The 15,186-nt window shown below is 68.5% G+C and carries 16 protein-coding genes; 7 read left to right on the top strand and 9 right to left on the bottom strand.

All coding sequences use genetic code 11. From position 1 onward, the window contains the following. Positions 1-81: 81 nt before the first annotated feature. The gene (locus SK571_RS21095) at positions 82-2,316 is read right to left on the bottom strand and encodes a sigma-70 family RNA polymerase sigma factor (RefSeq protein ID WP_319985812.1); all 2,235 of its coding nucleotides are present in this window, start codon (positions 2,314-2,316) and stop codon (positions 82-84) included. A 142-nt stretch (positions 2,317-2,458) separates the two neighbouring features. Between SK571_RS21095 and SK571_RS21090 the strand changes: the two genes are divergently transcribed. The 7 genes from SK571_RS21090 (at position 2,459) to SK571_RS21060 (ending at position 8,525) form a co-directional block, all read left to right on the top strand. Beyond that, on the top strand, positions 2,459-3,226 hold the full coding sequence (locus tag SK571_RS21090; protein WP_319985811.1) for a GGDEF domain-containing protein: 768 nt from the start codon (positions 2,459-2,461) through the stop codon (positions 3,224-3,226). Between the two features lie 112 nt (positions 3,227-3,338). Continuing rightward, on the top strand, positions 3,339-3,719 hold the full coding sequence (locus SK571_RS21085) for a GntR family transcriptional regulator (RefSeq protein ID WP_319985810.1): 381 nt from the start codon (positions 3,339-3,341) through the stop codon (positions 3,717-3,719). Further along, positions 3,716-4,510, top strand: a complete 795-nt coding sequence (locus tag SK571_RS21080; protein WP_319985809.1) for an ABC transporter ATP-binding protein — start codon at positions 3,716-3,718, stop codon at positions 4,508-4,510. The genes SK571_RS21085 and SK571_RS21080 overlap by 4 nt, the downstream gene beginning before the upstream one ends. Next, positions 4,507-5,577 carry a hypothetical protein gene (locus tag SK571_RS21075; RefSeq protein WP_319985808.1) on the top strand — a complete coding sequence of 357 codons (1,071 nt, stop codon included), beginning with the start codon at positions 4,507-4,509 and terminating at the stop codon, positions 5,575-5,577. Before SK571_RS21080 ends, SK571_RS21075 begins: the two co-directional genes overlap by 4 nt. A 33-nt stretch (positions 5,578-5,610) precedes the next feature. Continuing rightward, positions 5,611-6,798 carry a 5-(carboxyamino)imidazole ribonucleotide synthase gene (locus SK571_RS21070; RefSeq protein ID WP_319985807.1) on the top strand — a complete coding sequence of 396 codons (1,188 nt, stop codon included), beginning with the start codon at positions 5,611-5,613 and terminating at the stop codon, positions 6,796-6,798. Further along, positions 6,795-7,283, top strand: coding sequence for a 5-(carboxyamino)imidazole ribonucleotide mutase (gene purE / locus SK571_RS21065; RefSeq protein WP_256334572.1), 489 nt, complete (start codon positions 6,795-6,797; stop codon positions 7,281-7,283). The genes SK571_RS21070 and purE overlap by 4 nt, the downstream gene beginning before the upstream one ends. A 78-nt stretch (positions 7,284-7,361) precedes the next feature. Next, positions 7,362-8,525, top strand: coding sequence for an acyl-CoA dehydrogenase (locus tag SK571_RS21060; protein WP_319985806.1), 1,164 nt, complete (start codon positions 7,362-7,364; stop codon positions 8,523-8,525). A gap of 53 nt (positions 8,526-8,578) precedes the next feature. Here the strand turns inward: SK571_RS21060 and SK571_RS21055 are convergent, their stop codons facing one another. The 8 genes from SK571_RS21055 to SK571_RS21020 form a co-directional block, all read right to left on the bottom strand. Beyond that, positions 8,579-9,757 carry a tyrosine-type recombinase/integrase gene (locus tag SK571_RS21055; RefSeq protein ID WP_319985805.1) on the bottom strand — a complete coding sequence of 393 codons (1,179 nt, stop codon included), beginning with the start codon at positions 9,755-9,757 and terminating at the stop codon, positions 8,579-8,581. An 81-nt stretch (positions 9,758-9,838) separates the two neighbouring features. After that, positions 9,839-10,027, bottom strand: a complete 189-nt coding sequence (locus SK571_RS21050; protein WP_319985804.1) for a helix-turn-helix domain-containing protein — start codon at positions 10,025-10,027, stop codon at positions 9,839-9,841. 15 nt (positions 10,028-10,042) lie between these two features. Continuing rightward, on the bottom strand, positions 10,043-11,611 hold the full coding sequence (locus SK571_RS21045; RefSeq protein WP_406602011.1) for a replication initiator: 1,569 nt from the start codon (positions 11,609-11,611) through the stop codon (positions 10,043-10,045). A gap of 56 nt (positions 11,612-11,667) precedes the next feature. After that, positions 11,668-13,134 (bottom strand): FtsK/SpoIIIE domain-containing protein, encoded by a 1,467-nt coding sequence (locus SK571_RS21040; RefSeq protein WP_319985802.1) that lies wholly within the window; start codon positions 13,132-13,134, stop codon positions 11,668-11,670. Continuing rightward, entirely contained in the window at positions 13,131-13,421 is a 291-nt protein-coding gene (locus tag SK571_RS21035) for a hypothetical protein (RefSeq protein ID WP_319985801.1), read from the bottom strand. The genes SK571_RS21040 and SK571_RS21035 overlap by 4 nt, the downstream gene beginning before the upstream one ends. A gap of 560 nt (positions 13,422-13,981) precedes the next feature. Beyond that, the gene (locus SK571_RS21030) at positions 13,982-14,242 is read right to left on the bottom strand and encodes a hypothetical protein (RefSeq protein WP_319985800.1); all 261 of its coding nucleotides are present in this window, start codon (positions 14,240-14,242) and stop codon (positions 13,982-13,984) included. Further along, positions 14,242-14,508, bottom strand: a complete 267-nt coding sequence (locus SK571_RS21025; RefSeq protein WP_319985799.1) for a hypothetical protein — start codon at positions 14,506-14,508, stop codon at positions 14,242-14,244. Before SK571_RS21025 ends, SK571_RS21030 begins: the two co-directional genes overlap by 1 nt. Positions 14,509-14,510: 2 nt before the next feature. Continuing rightward, positions 14,511-14,987: a hypothetical protein gene (locus SK571_RS21020; protein ID WP_319985798.1), complete on the bottom strand. Its 477-nt coding sequence runs from the start codon at positions 14,985-14,987 to the stop codon at positions 14,511-14,513. Positions 14,988-15,186 lie beyond the last annotated feature (199 nt).

Here is a 15,186-nt window from a genome sequence, read left to right as displayed (position 1 = left end):
ACGCTGTCTCCGGGTGTTACCAACCGCGACACAGAGGTGCGTGACCTGCACGTTCAGTGACGATCAAAGATCAACTTCTGATCAACTTCGCGGTGGTTCGCAGGAAGGCTGCCCCAGCAGGCCGCCGATCAGCCCCGGAAGCAGGCCGCGCGGCGGTTCGCACGGCTCCTCCCTCGTCGGTGGGGTGGTCGTCGGCGGCGTCGACGGGGGCAGGGACGGTGGCGGGGTCGTCGACGGCGGGGCCTCCGGCTCCGAGGGTTCCGTCGGCTGGGTCGGCACGGTCGGCTTCGTCTGCTCGGTGGGCTCGGTCGGCTTCGTGGGGTCGGTCGGCCGCGTCGGTTTCGTGGGCTCGGTGGTCGTGGTCGTCGGCGGCACCGTCGTGGTGGACGTCGGCGGGTTCGGCGGTTCCTCGCCCGGCGGGTGCTCCGGCCAGCCCTTCATCGTCACGGTCACGGACTTCGTCGCGTTGCCCAGCGCGGCCGTCACGGTGACGTCCCCGCCGCGGCGTCCGAACGCCCAGAAGGACATCCGGAACCTCTCGCCCTTGTCCAGGTCGGCGAGGCAGCGGATCGACCTCTTGTCCACCTGCGTGCACTGCCGGTACGGCGCGAAGATCACGAGGTCCTTCGTCGACGAGATGTCCAGCTTCACCGTGCCCGCGCGCGGGCCCTTGTTGCGCACCTCGACGTCCGCACGCGGGTGGTGCCACCACACGTGGTCCCACGTCTTCACGAAGAGGTCGATGTCGTCGTTCACCGGCGGCACGTTGACCTCGACGCTGATGTCGACCGAGACCGACGTGCCCGCGCTGATGACACCGGTGATCGTGCCGGGCACGGCCGTGTCGGTCGCCCTCAGCAGGAAGTGGAACGTCGCCTGCCCGCCCGGCGCGATGCCCTGCGGCGTCACGCACGTGATCGTGCCGGTGCCGGCGGGGCAGTTCACCGTCTGGTCGGTCGCGCCGTCCGGCTGCAACAGGCGCGCGGCACCGAAGCCCGACGGCCCGCCCGTCGACACGACGCCCGGCGGCAGGTTCAGCACCATGCTCGCGGGCGGTGCCGCGGTGCCGCCGGTGTTCCGGACGGTGATCGGGAAGTCCTTGGGCTCCTCGCCCGGCGTCAGCGAGAACCCGCTCGGCGTGGTCGGCGTGAGTGCCGGCGGCGCGGGCGCGGGCGGTTCGGGGGCGGGCGGCTCCGGTGCCGGCGCCGGTGGAGCGGGCGGGGTCACCGAGGGCGGCGGCTCCGTCGTGGTCGTCGGCGGCGTCGGTTCCGTGGTGGGGGTGGGAGCGGGCGGAACCGGCGGTGCGGGTGGCCTCGGCGTCTGGACCTGCGTCTGCGCGGGCGGGGGCTGGACGGCCTGCACCACCGGCGCCTGCTGCTCGCCGCCACCGGCGGCCAGCGCGATCACCACGGCCGCGGCCACGGCGGCCGCGGAACCACCGACCGTGACGAGTTGGCGGGGGATCGCGGCACCCACGGCGCCCGCACCACCCGCGGCCGCTCCGGCGCCGACGACGGCTGTCGTCGTGCCGGCGGCCAGCAGGTACGTCGTGGCACCGACGCCCAGCACCAGCGGGGCGACGAAGATCCGCAGCGCGCCGTTGACGTCCGCGAGTTCGGCGGCCAGCGCCCGGCACCGGCCGCACTCGTCGAGGTGCGCCTCGACCTGGGCCGCCTCGCGCTTGGACAGGCCGGCGCGGGTCCAGGCGCCGAGGCGGTCGACGGTCGCCTTGCAGCGCTCCGCCTCCGTGTCAGCGAGGTGCATCTGCAGGTACTGCTGCTTGAGGCCCTCACGGGCGCGGTAGGCGAGCGCGGACACGCCGTTGGCCGTCAGCCCGAGCAACGGGGCGACCTCGGCGGGCGACTGGCCCTCGATCTCGGTGTGCCAGAGCACCATCTGCCAGCGTTCGGGCAGGGCGGCGAACGCGCGGGCGGCCAGCGACCGCTCCAGCCCGGCCACCGCGGTGTCGCTGAACTGCACGGCCGGCGCGACGTCGGTCATGTCCTCGGTGAGGTCGACCTTCTTGTCGCGGCGGGTCTTGTCGTACGCGGTGTGGCGCAGCGCTGTGAGCAGGTACGCGCGGAACGCCGAGTCGGGGCCGCGGCCGCCGCGGAGCGTGTCCAGGACCTTCGCGAACGCCTCGGAGACGAGGTCGTCGGCTTCCGCGGGGGAGCGCGCCAACTGGCGGGCGAGGTTGTAGGCCGCCGAGACGTGGCGTTCGTACAACTGGCCGTAGGCGTCGATGGTCCCGCCGCGCACGGACTCGATGAGTTCCGCGTCGCTCGGTCCCTGGACGTCTGCAGGAACGATCGCCACAGTTTTTGTTTCCCTCCCACGCGGCGCCCAGTGTGACTTACGGCGCCTGGCGCAGTCATCTCAATCCCCCGCGCGGGTTGCGTCACGAATGAGCGACGGCTGCGTCTCCCACCTGGAATCGGGCGAACTGAAGGGAGACCGGGTGGGTGTCGCACAAGCGGAACGCCTGCTGAAGTCGAGGTGGCGGACCGCCACCATGGCCGCCGGCTGGGCGTTCCCCGCAGACTGGCCGCTCGCCGAGGTCGACGACGTGTGCGCGGCGATGCTGGAGGACGCCGACCCCGGCGACGCGCTGGTCCGGCTGGGCCGCGCACGCGCCGAGGCCGGAGCGGGCCTGAGCGAGACGCTGCTGGACCTGGCCGCGCTGCACGCCGTGCTGACCGACGCGTCGCACGTCGTGTCGCCGGACGTCGACGCGCTCCCTTCGCAGATGGTGCGCATGACGGCGCTGGGATGGGCGGACGTGGTGACGAAGCAGGCCGGCGACTGCGCGGCCGAAGATCCCTTGACCGGGCTGGCGACTGCCGCCTACCTGCGGACGCGGCTGGGCGAGGTGTACCGGGAGACGCCGGTCGCGTCCCTCGACTACGCCCTCGTCCTGCTGAGGCTCGACGTGCACCGGGCATCGGGCTGGTCCCGCGTCGTCGCGATGACACTCGTGTCGGACGCGTTGCGCACCGTTTTCGACGGCGGCGAGACGCTGGCGACCCTCGGCCCGTGCGTGGCCGCGGTGCTGGTCAGGCGCGACGGACTGCTCGCGCGAAGAGTGTCGAACCTCAGGGTCCTGGCGGCCGACCGGCTCGCCGACGACCCCAACGTCCGGCCGGTCGGCCCCGCCAAGGTCTGGGTCGAACAGTTGCCGGACACGCACGCCGAGGCGCGTGCGCTCCTCGCCTCGCTCGGGCGCTGAACCCCCTGTCCCGCGCCCGGCGGCCCTCCCCATGTCCCCACCGGGGTCGCTTCCCAACACTCCGAGAAGTGTTCTATTGTGCTAGTTGACTAGAACAATCTGGGGAGCGTGCGTGGTCGAGTTCCACGTTGACCGCGGCAGCGGTTTTCCCGCGTACCTGCAGCTGGGGCAGCAGGTCAGGGAGGCTTTGAGGCTCGGCTGGTTGCAGCCGGGTGATCGGCTGCCGACGGTCCGCGACGTCGTCGCCACGAGTGGCGTGAACGCGAACACCGTGCTCAAGGCCTACCGCGAGCTGGAGCTCGCCGGCCTCGTCGAAGCCCGTCAGGGCTCCGGCACCTTCGTCAAGGCCTCCTTGGGGTCCGCCGCCCCCGAGGACCTGGACCCGTTGCGCGCCAAGCTGGCCGCGTGGGTCGCGGAGGCACGCTCCGCCGGGTTGGAGGACGAGGACATCCACGCGCTGATGCGCGAGGTGCTGAGTGGGGGAGCGCAATGAGCGTGGTTGCGGCCGGCGTGTCGAAGTGGGCTTTACGGGACGTCTCGTTCGAACTACCGCCGGGCAGCGTCACGGCGATGGTGGGATCCAACGGCTCCGGCAAGACGACGCTGCTCAACGTGCTGGCCGGGCACCTGAAGCCGGAATTGGGCCACACGTCGATCGCGGGCAGGGTGGCGTACGTGCCCCAGCACAAGCCCATGTACAAGTCGTTCAGGGTCAAGGACGTGCTGGAGTTCGGCCGCCGCATGAACGACATCTGGGACGCCGACCGCGCCGAGCAGTGGCTCAACCGGTTCCGGATCCCGCGCAAGCTCCAGATCGAGGACCTGTCCGGTGGTGAACGCACGCACGTGGTGCTCGCCCTTGCGCTGGGGTCCCGCCCGGACGTCCTGATGCTGGACGAGCCGCTGGCCGAACTGGATCCGCTGGCGCGCCGGAAGGTCATGCGGGAGTTGCTGACCGAGGTCAACGACAAGGGCATGACGTTGATCTTCTCCACGCACGCCGTGGGGGAGATCGCGGGTGTGGCCGACCGGTTGCTGGTGCTGTCGCGCGGCCGGCTGCTGGTGGACGGCGATGCCGACGAACTGCTGGAAGAGCACGTCCTCTACACCGGTCCGCACGCCTCGACCTCGCCCGTGGAGGGGCACGTGGTGCTGGCGAAGCACGGCAGGGCCCAGTCGTCGTTCCTGGTGAGATCGGGCGGCCAGCGGATCGACGAACCCTGGACAGCCCGGTACGTGACGCTGGAGGAACTGGTCGTGGCGCACCTGGAGCGTGACCTGTGAAGCTGAATTCACTCATCTGGCTGACCTGGCGCCAGCACCGCTGGCCCATCATCTGGCTCGGGCTCATCGCCGTGTTCGCCATCCTGAGCCTGTGGTCGATCGAGGCGCTCGACTTCTACATGAACACGTCGATGCCGATCGCCGGCTTCTACGCGCTGATGGTGCAAACGGGGTTCGGTGCGCTGGTCGGCGCGTTCTGGGGTGCTCCGCTGATCGCCCGCGAACTGGAGGAACGCACCTATTTCGTGGCGTGGGGCCAGGACGTCACGCCCGTGCAGTGGTTGCGCGGCAAGCTGATCGTGTTCGGTGGTCTGGCCGTGCTGCTGGGTGCGCTCATCGGCAACGGCGACGGCTTCACCGGTTCGGTGCGGACGTGGAACAGCTTCGAAGCCAACTCGCTCCTGCAAGCCGGATACGCCGCTCTCGGGCTCGCGATCGGCGTGCTCATCGGTCTGTTGAGCAGGAACGTCGTGACAGCGATCGCGGTGACGATCGTGCTCTTCGTGGTCGTGCGCGTCGTCCTGGCCGTGTGGATGCGTCCCTTCTACTGGCTACCGGCACGCGTGATCGCCAGTTGGGAGGAAACGCCGGTAGTGCCGGATCGAGGCTTGGAGCTCGGCCACGGCTATGCCGGGTCCGACCTGCAACCGGTGCCAGCTCGGGGCGACTGCATGATGGCCGTCAACGAGACCAGCTGCATGCGCCGTGCGAACGCCGCCATCGGCACGTACGTCGACTACCAGCCGATCGAGCGCGTGGTGTGGTTCCAGATCGCCGAGTTCATGCTGTGCGCGCTGATCGCGGCGGGCTTGCTGGCCGTGGTCTTCCGGCTGATGCGCAACGGCGGTGGGTGGAAGCCCTCCCGTGCGCACCGCCGCCTCGGTCCGCCGGTGCCCGAGCCCACGCCGGACATTCCGGCTGCGGAGACCACCGCGACGCCGGAGCCGGACGCTGACCCGGTCGCCGAGACCGGCGAGGCCTCGGATCCCGCACCCGAACCCGTTTCCGAACCCGCGCCGGACGACCAGGCCACGTCCGGGACCGCCACCGCCAAGACCGAGGGATAGCGCGCAAGAAGCCGCAGGTAGAATGCCTGAACCGTGGACTCTCGTACCCGTCTCCCCGTCGTCGGAATGATCGGCGGCGGGCAGCTCGCCCGCATGACGCACCAGGCCGCGATCCCGCTCGGGCAGTCGCTGCGCGTGCTCGCAGTCTCCGAGAACGACCCCGCCGCGCTCGTCGCGCGGGACGTGGTGCTCGGCACGCACACCGACCTCGACGCGCTGCGCTCGTTCGCGAAGGGCTGCGAGGTGGTCACGTTCGACCACGAGCACGTGCCTCAGGAACACCTCCGCGCGCTGGCCGGCGAGGGCGTGAAGGTGCACCCCGGTCCGGACGCGCTCCAGTTCGCGCAGGACAAGCTGAAGATGCGCGTGCGGCTGGCCGAGCTGGGGCTGCCGGTGCCGCCGTTCGCCGAGGTGCACGAGGTGCGCGACGTGCTCCGCTTCGGCGCGGAGAACGGCTGGCCGTGCGTGCTGAAGGCGATCCGCGGCGGCTACGACGGCCGTGGCGTGTGGATGCTGAACACCCCGCAGAGCGCCGAGCGGGTCGTCCCCGAACTGCTGGAGGCCGGCACGCCGCTCATGGTCGAGCAGTGCGTGCCGATGCGCCGCGAGCTGGCGGCCGTCGTGGCGCGCTCGCCGTTCGGGCAGGGCGCGGCGTGGCCGGTCGTCGAGACCGTGCAGTCCGACGGCATCTGCGTCGAGGTGCTGGCACCGGCTCCCGCACTGGACGGAGCCGCCGCCCAGGAGCTGGCGCTGAAGGTCGCCGAGGCGCTGGGCGTCGTGGGCGTGCTGGCCGTCGAGCTGTTCGAGACCGCGAACGGCGTGGTCGTGAACGAGCTCGCGATGCGCCCGCACAACTCCGGCCACTGGTCGATCGAGGGCGCGCGCACGTCGCAGTTCGAGCAGCACCTGCGCGCCGTCCTGGACTACCCGCTGGGCCGCACCGACCTGATGGCGCCGGCCGTCGTGATGGCGAACGTCCTCGGGGCGACCGACACGCCCGCGATGGGCCCCGACGAGCGCGTGCACCACCTGTTCGCCCGGTTCCCGGACGCGCACGTGCACCTGTACGGCAAGGAGGAACGGCCGGGCCGCAAGATCGGGCACGTGACGTTCCTCGGCAACGACATGACCGAGGTCCGCCAGCGCGCGCGGCTCGCCGCGGACTGGCTGTCCACGGGCATTTGGTCAGACGGATACGACATTCACGGGAGTGCGGAGTGACTCAGGTTGGCGTGATCATGGGCAGCGACTCGGACTGGCCGGTGATGAAGGCGGCCACCGAGGCGCTCGCCGAGTTCGACGTGCCGTTCGAGGTGAGCGTCGTCTCCGCGCACCGCACCCCGCAGCGGATGCTCGACTACGCGACGTCGGCTGCCTCACGCGGCCTGCGCGTGATCATCGCGGGTGCCGGCGGCGCCGCCCACCTGCCCGGCATGGTCGCCTCGGCCACCGTGCTCCCGGTGATCGGCGTTCCGGTGCCGCTGAAGTACCTCGACGGCATGGACTCGCTGCTCTCGATCGTGCAGATGCCCGCGGGCGTCCCGGTCGCGACGGTCTCAGTCGGTGGTGCGCGCAACGCGGGCCTGCTGGCCGTGCGGATGCTGGCTTCCTCGGACGCCGGGCTGCAGGAGCGCATGGCCCGCTTCCAGGCAGAACTCGAGCAGCTCGTACTAGACAAGGACGCGGCCCTGCAGAAGTCCCTCTGAGTGCTCAACAGCACAGCAGCGCCCGACGTGAACGAGCGCTAACATCGTGCCGAGTACTCGCTACTGGGAGGTAATAAGGTGAACCCGAGCTTCGGCACCTATCAGCTCGCCGAGGAGCACGAGGCGCTGCGAGAGGCCGTCCGCTCGCTCGCCGAGAAGGAGATCAAGCCGTACGCGGCCGAGGTCGACGAGAACGAGCGCTTCCCGGTAGAGGCACACAACGCCCTGGTCAAGGCAGGCTTCGCGGCCGTGCACGTGCCCGAGGACTACGACGGCCAGGGCGCGGACTCCGTCGCCACCTGCATCGTCATCGAGGAAGTGGCCCGCGTCTGCGCGTCCTCCTCGCTGATCCCGGCGGTGAACAAGCTCGGCACCATGCCGATCCTGCTCTCGGCCTCCGACGAGCTGAAGCAGCTCGTCATGCCGTCCATCGCCTCGGGCGAGGCCATGGCGTCGTACGCGCTGTCCGAGCGCGAGGCGGGCTCCGACACCGCGTCGATGCGGACCAGGGCCCTGCTCGACGGTGACCACTGGGTGCTCAACGGCACCAAGTGCTGGATCACCAACGCGGGCGAGTCCACCTGGTACACCGTCATGGCCGTGACGGACCCGAACGCCCCGAAGAAGTCGCAGGGCATCTCCGCGTTCGTCGTGCACAAGGACGACGAGGGCTTCTCGGTGGGCCCGAAGGAGCGCAAGCTCGGCATCAAGGGCTCGCCGACCCGCGAGATCTACTTCGAGAACTGCACCATCCCGGCCAACCGCATCATCGGCGAGCCGGGCACCGGTCTGAAGACCGCTCTGCGGACCCTGGACCACACCCGCCCGACCATCGGCGCGCAGGCAGTGGGCATCGCACAGGGCGCCTTGGAAGCCGCGGTCGAGTACGTCAAGGACCGCAAGCAGTTCGGCAAGTCCATTTCGGACTTCCAGGGCGTCCAGTTCATGCTCGCCGACATGGCGATGAAGATCGAGGCGGCCCGCCACATGGTCTACGTCGCAGCCGCCAAGGCGGAACGCGGCGAGCCGAACATCGGCTTCATCACCGCCGCCGCCAAGTGCTTCGCCTCCGACGTGGCCATGGAGGTCACGACGGACGCGGTGCAGCTCTTCGGTGGCGCCGGCTACACGCGTGACTTCCCGGTCGAGCGGATGATGCGGGACGCGAAGATCACGCAGATCTACGAGGGCACGAACCAGGTGCAACGGGTTGTCATGTCCCGCGCGGTCCTGAACAGCTGAAACAGCTAGATCACCACTTCGGGTCACGGCCTGGAGGCTCCTGATTTCCATGATCAGGCCGCCTCCAGGCCGTGATCTTGAGAACCGCCGAACACGCCGTTGATCGCGAGCCGCGCCCGCTCGTGGCTCGACGGCACCATGTGGGTGTAGGTCCGGAGCGTGAAACCGGGGTCGGAGTGACCCAGGTACTCCGCCAGTTCCTTAATGGACACACCCTGAGCCAGCAGCACCGAGGCGAAGAAGTGCCGCAGTGCGTGCATCCCGTCCGCACGGCCCCGGTACTTGAGCCCGGCTTCCCGGAACGCGCCCATCCACACGACCTTGTGGAACAGGTCGCCCGTGTAGAGCCGCCCCTTCTCACCGGTCGCGAGCAGTCGCACCGTCACGGGTTCGCCGCCAGGGTCCTTCCAGGGCAGCGTCACCGTGACCGGTGCGAACAGCTTCGTGTGTTCCTTGATCGCGGCCAAGACGCCGGACGCGAGCGGAACGACACGCCTCTTGCCGCCCTTCGGAGGGGCGAACACCAACGTGCCGCGAACCACGCGCAGTTGACGCTGTACGCGGAGCACCATCCCTTCCTCGTCGATGTCATCGGGGGAGACGCCGAGGATCTCGCCCTGGCGCAGGCCGCAACCCGCACCGAGGGGAACCACGATCGCGAACCGGGGATCGATCGAACCTTCGACCTCCATCACGCGATCGTCCGGCCATACAACGATGTCCGGGCTCACCGAGACGGGACGCTTGATCGTCTTCGCCTTGCACGGGTTGTCGATGATCAGCTTGTCCTCAACCGCTGAATCCAGCACAGAGGACACGGTGGTGAACAGAACGGTCTTGTAGTTCTCGCTCAGCCGTTCCTCGTCGAGCTTGCCGAGCCATTCGCGGATCGTCGCAGGCTTGATCTTGCCGAGCGGCATCTCTCCGAAGTGCGGATTGATGCGGCTGTCCAGACGGCTTTGCACCGCCTCCCGAGATGCCGCGTCGGGGGACTGAGCCTTGATCCAGTTTTCGGCCTGCGTCCTGAACTTCCGGTTACCCGCCTTAGGGTCGACGTACTTACCTTCCAACTTGGTCGACTCCACCTCGATCAGGAAGGCGTCCGCGCGCTTCTTCTGCCTGTCGGGGAAGCTCTTGCTCTTCTCGACTCCACTCGGGTCGAGGTAGCGCACCTTGTAGCGCAAACCCTGCCCGTACAAGGAGGTCTTGACCTTCGTGACGTCATCCGTCACGGGGTCTTTGACCTCCTTCCACCAGCGATCTTGGACGTGGCCCACCGCAGACTCCTTCCGTCTGTCGAATTGCCGAAACTTCTATGCGGCCTGGTCGTCGGGCTGTTCAGCCCAGGTCCGCACCAACGAAGGCACGTAGCGGAGATGGCGCCCGACCTTGCGGACCGGAGGCCCGATCCGTTGCCACTTCCACTGGTAGAGCGTCTTCACGGGGACTCCGAGGAAGAGCGAGACTTCTTCCACACCCCACAGCGGTTCGACGGATGACATGTGATCCCCCCCGGATCAGGCCGCTTGCGGAATTGCCGAAAGATCTGTGTCTGGCGGAGAGCCGGAAGCCGCCAACATCGCGCGGTCGTACTCGGCCTTCCACGTGACCCGTTGGGCGATCGCGTGCATGAGCAGGTGAGCCCGTGGCGGCACGTTCGGATCACCGGGCCGGACCTTGTGCCAGACGAGCCGCGACGTGTCGGTGACGGGCTTCTCGATGCCGACCGCCGCGAGCGCCTGCGTGACGAACCGCTTCCGATCTGCCTTGTGGTCCGCAAGCGTCTTCCCCGACCACTTGCGCGACACCAGCACCCGCCGACCGGGCAGGCCGAGCGTGGTCCGCCGATGCGCCCGCCCCTTGCAGCGTCCCGGAGTCATCCGGCCGTTGGCTCCGCGTGGCTGGACGCCGTAGAGCAGCCACATCGGACACCGCTCCGAACACGGCGTCACGGCCAGCTCGTCCGCCAGGCGGTCCGCATGCCGGCGTTGCCGTTCGGTGTCCTGCTCGACCACCTCGCCGATGGACTTCGTGAGGTACTTGGTCAAGTAGCCGATGTGGCGTCCGGCTTCCTCGGAGCCGCCGAGAATGCCCTTGGAGTGCACCTGGCGGCCGAACGTGACGACGTGCGCCGGTTCGTCGACCTCCGCGTCTTCCCAGGTGGTCAAGGCCCTGCGCGTGTGCGGGTCAACGAACGCCTTGATGTTGGTGTCCCATACGGGCACCTCGTCGACGTAGACGCGTTCGTCGTGGTTCGGCCACCAGACCTGGTGATACGTGGCCGCTGTGACCTGGCGAATCACCTCGTGGGGGATCGAACCGCGGACTGCCGCGTGCAGGTGCGGAGTGATCCGCTTCTGTGGCTCGACCGTGGCGAAGTACTGCACGTCCCAGCCGACGACGCGCCGCAGGTTCTGCCACCACCGGTCCACCAGCGAGGCGAAGTGCACGGCGTCCCGAGCAGCACGGCGGTAGTCGTAGCTGTCCGGATCAACGGGCGTGCCGTCGTCGCGCACCTTGCCGTAGCTGTCGAGGGTGAGCGTGACGAACATCGACGGCCGGAACCCTCCCGCGTACTCGCGCCCGATCGTCCGCTTCTCGACACGCCGCCGAGGCAGCTCCGGCGAATCCTGCCGACGCTTCGTAGACCGCTTCACCGGTCGCTTGCCGGGGTCGTCCGGCGACGGCAGCCGACCACGGACGCCGAGTTGCCGAAGTTCCGCGTCGACGCTGTGAATCTCCTCCCGAAGCTCGTCCGCCTCCGCCGAGTTGTCCTCTTCCTTGAACGCCTTCATGAGGTCGGCGCGGTACTCCAGCAACTCCGTCTGGTCCTTTGTGGGCGGTTCCGGGGTGAAGTCAGGCTCCACCTCCATGTGCCAGCCCTCGCGGCACTGAGCAATCCGCAACGCCTTGGCCTTCTTGGCACAGGGCTTGCAGACGCTCTCGACCGTCGAGCCACACGGGACCGCCACGTACCGAACTTCGTAGGACTCGTGGTCCTCGACTTCCATCGTGAACGGCCGAACGCACACGCCATGCTGCTCAGCAGCGGCCTTGGCCACGTCGAACGCGGCAGGCTGCCTCATGCGCTCTGCGCGGGTCTGGGCTCCGACATCGGCGGGAAGTGTGGGAACGTCCGTCGTCATGCCGCAGCCCTCCCGTCGTGGTTGGTCTTGAGCTCGTGGACCGTGGCAGGGGCGAGGAAGACGCCGAGCTCGACGAGGTCCGCGTCAGTGACGTGAAAGGCCCGAGCCCGCTCCGGCTCCCTGCGGCCGTCCTCCTTGAGCCAGGCGACACCGGGCGTGTTCTCGCTGATCTCGTGAGCAGCCGCGCCGCGTTGCCTCACGCCGTCACCAAGGACCATGTCGACCTGTTGCGGCTCGTCGAGGCGCAGCGCAACGCGGGTGGTGAACAGGTGGCGGAAGCTCACGACCTCCTTGCGCGGGTCCTGGACCAGGCCCACGACGGCATAGCCGGGTGCACGTCCCTGCGAGGTGATCGTCTGGATAGCCCGCGCAGCTCGTTCGCGGAGGTTCTTGTCCGACTGGTAGGCGATCAGGTCCGCCAGCTCGTCCACGATCAGCACCGTGAACGGCTCACCCGTGGACCTGGCCCACAGCCGCCGAATGCCCCGGTAACGAGTCGCGCGCTCCTTGACCTCCTTGGCGATCTCTTCCAACAGTGCGACCGCGTCCGGGCCGTTGTCGTAGACGACCTTGTCGAAGGCGTCCGGGCACTGGCCAAGTTCCATGCCGCCCTTGGGATCGATGCCGACGAGCCGCACGAGCCCGGCTTTGATCGCGGGGGCGAGCTGCCACACGATCGACCACAGGACCGAGCCCTTGCCCGCACCGGGTACGCCGACCACGAGGACCTGAGACCCGAGCAGACGCAGCCGCCACGGCCGGCCAGTCTCAGTGCGGCCAACGACGACGCGCTTGAGATCGACCGCAGTCACGTCGTCTGTCAGCGCAGGTGCCGACACTGGCCGCGCCAGCGGGTCCGAGTGGATGAAGTCCAGTTCGAGGACCCGAGGCTTGAGCACACGGACCCGGCAGGACCGGGCGTTGAACGAGTGCGCCAGGTTGTCCCGACGCGCCTCCCACTGCCCCGGCGACTGGGCCGGGATCATCCAAACCCGGACCTTGTCCCGCCAGCCCTCAGAGCGAACGCGCCGCAGCTTCGGCCGGTACTCCCGTCCCCGGCTGTCCTTGGTCAGTTCAGCCAGCCGCATCACGGTGCGCCATTGCGGAACGTAGACCGTGAGCCGCCGCCACTCGGTCAGCAGCCGGTACCAGCAGTGCCACAGGAACGAGGCACGGTGCAGGCCCGCCCAGATCGTCAGTGCGCCGACGAGCACCAGGACGAGGAAGGCCAGGCCCCACCAGTCGAAGTGGACGTAGAACAGGTGCCCAGTCAACAGGCCGATGATCGAGACGGGGTAGCGGACCGCGACGAGCCCGAGCCGCACAACCAGCCGCACCGTCAGCCACGCGAGCGCGAACGGCAGCATGACGAGCTTCAGCCACCACGGCAGGTAGGCCCACCACGGGACGCGCGGCCGGTAGCCCTCGAACGGGGCCGGATCAACCCACCTGTGCCCCTTCATCGCGCCTCACCGCCCCGAACGCCGTCGAGGCAGGCCACGCACCGGAACACCAGACCGACGCCCGGAGCATCGAAGCCAAGCGGTTCCGCGTGACCAACAGGACGAAACGCGTCGTTTCCCCTGCCGCACAACACTTTGCACGTCAGACACTCGAAGCCCTCAGCCTGAGCGAGGGTCAGCAACATGCCTTCCACGTGCCCGTTGTTGAGGACCACGCGGTACCGGCCGACGTCCTGCTTTCCCTCGATCATCGCGACGAAGTGCGCGTGCTTCTCTGCCGCGTTCATCGCGCGTCACCGCCGTCCACGACGAGAACGACGAAGATCAGCGGAAGCCACCCGAGGCAGCGGCAGCACTTGACCTGTCCGGGAGCGAACACGCCGAACCGGTGGCAGAACTGGCACTGACGACCGTTCCGCAGCTTCCACTCAGACGGACGACCGTCCCGACTTGACGCACCACATACGTGTGGCGATACGCTCTGCATGACTCGAATCTCCTTGTGCCACAAAGAAAGCATGGTTGTTCGAGTCGGTGTAGGTCGCTGGGAAACGGTCGAGGCCCGCCAAGACTTGGACCGTTTCCCTTGCGACACACCAACTTGTTGTTCAGTTGTCGATCAGTGCTCTCTGAGCTTCTTCGCGAGCGCCCTGCACCAGGAGCAGAGCGGCCGTTTCTCCGTCTTGCGGAACCACCCGGCACCCATGCAGCGCGAGCAGTCTCGGTACTCCATCCGAACCCGCCCGGTCACCGGATGCTTGGCCGTCAGGTTCATCGCGTACATCAACCGAGCCAGCGGGCGAGACCTCACCGGCACCACCGCCTCACGCGGCCAGCGACGCTCCTTCTACATCTGTTCCGGCATGCATCCGACCCAGCCAGCGCCCTTGGCCGGTTCGAGCACCGCAGCCAACAGGCCGGCATGCTGCGACAGCGTCCGCAGGAACGCCGCCAGTCGCTCCCGACCGTCAGGCCCGTCCGGCACGTGGATAGCGATCTGCGCCGCGTCAAGGTTCAGCCGCAGGCAGTGATCCGCAGCGGCCGTGTCAGGCCACGCCACGATGTCCGCCGATGCCCCAGGCCCAGGCGAGACCATGAGCTTCAACATCACGACTCCTCCCCAGAACGGGACTGTTCAAGTCGCGCACGGCGTTCGAACTCCTCGGCAGCGATGGAGCAGGCGTGACGAGCCCACAGCGGCACCGCCAGATCAGCGGCCAAGATCCGCCACGCCTGTGCCACGGCCGAGTAGCCAAGAGCAAGACGGATCAGCGCGTTCTTGTCGCCCGTGCTGGACGCCTCGAACAGGGCCGCTGTCTGCTCCGCGTACGCGGTGTTCCACTGGGCGACCGCCTCACGGGACGGCCGCGCCACGGTTAGGCCGCCGTCTTCTGATCGCCCTGGCCCTGCTGACCAGCAGGCTTGCTCTCCCGCTTGGGAGCCGCGCCCGCCTGAGGTGCGGCGATGCCCGTCGCGCGGATCGTGAAGCCCTGGTACTTGAACCGGTCGCCCATGACGCGCGGCTCGACCGTCAGCCCTTCCAACGCGATCGGTCGCACCTCCACGCCGGGCATGACCTGTACGGCCTGCGGCGGAACGGGCTGGACGTCGGCGAGCAGCGTCACCGTGACCGACGCGTCCCGCTCCTTCTCGGCTGAGGGGTCGGTGACGACGACCTTCCACTGACGCTTGCCGGACCGCTCGTCGACCTTCTGCTTGGCCTGTCGACCGCGCGCCTTGTCCTCCTGGCTCATGTACTCCATGTCCGGTGCGACCTCACCGACCATCAGCGCACCCATCGGAAAGACCTGGTCAAACGCTGCGTCGAAGCGCGTGCCGTAGGGAACCGCCATGTCTGCCTCCGTCACTCTGCTAGCCCGGCTGTCCGGGTTAGACAAGCAACAAGGTAGCTAGCCTGTCTAGCCAAGTCAAGCAAGTTGGTGTTTGCGCTGGTGAGCTAGCTCGCTAGGCGGGCTAGACAGGATGCTGGCGCTGCTGTCACCCTTGTTTCCGACACGAGTAACTTTGCCGCATACGAGGAGCATCGAACCG

This window comes from Lentzea kristufekii (genome assembly GCF_033949925.1).
Classification (GTDB): domain Bacteria; phylum Actinomycetota; class Actinomycetes; order Mycobacteriales; family Pseudonocardiaceae; genus Lentzea; species Lentzea kristufekii.
The sequence above is the reverse complement of the archived record's forward strand: the minus strand, read 5'-3'. Positions and strand labels throughout refer to the sequence as shown.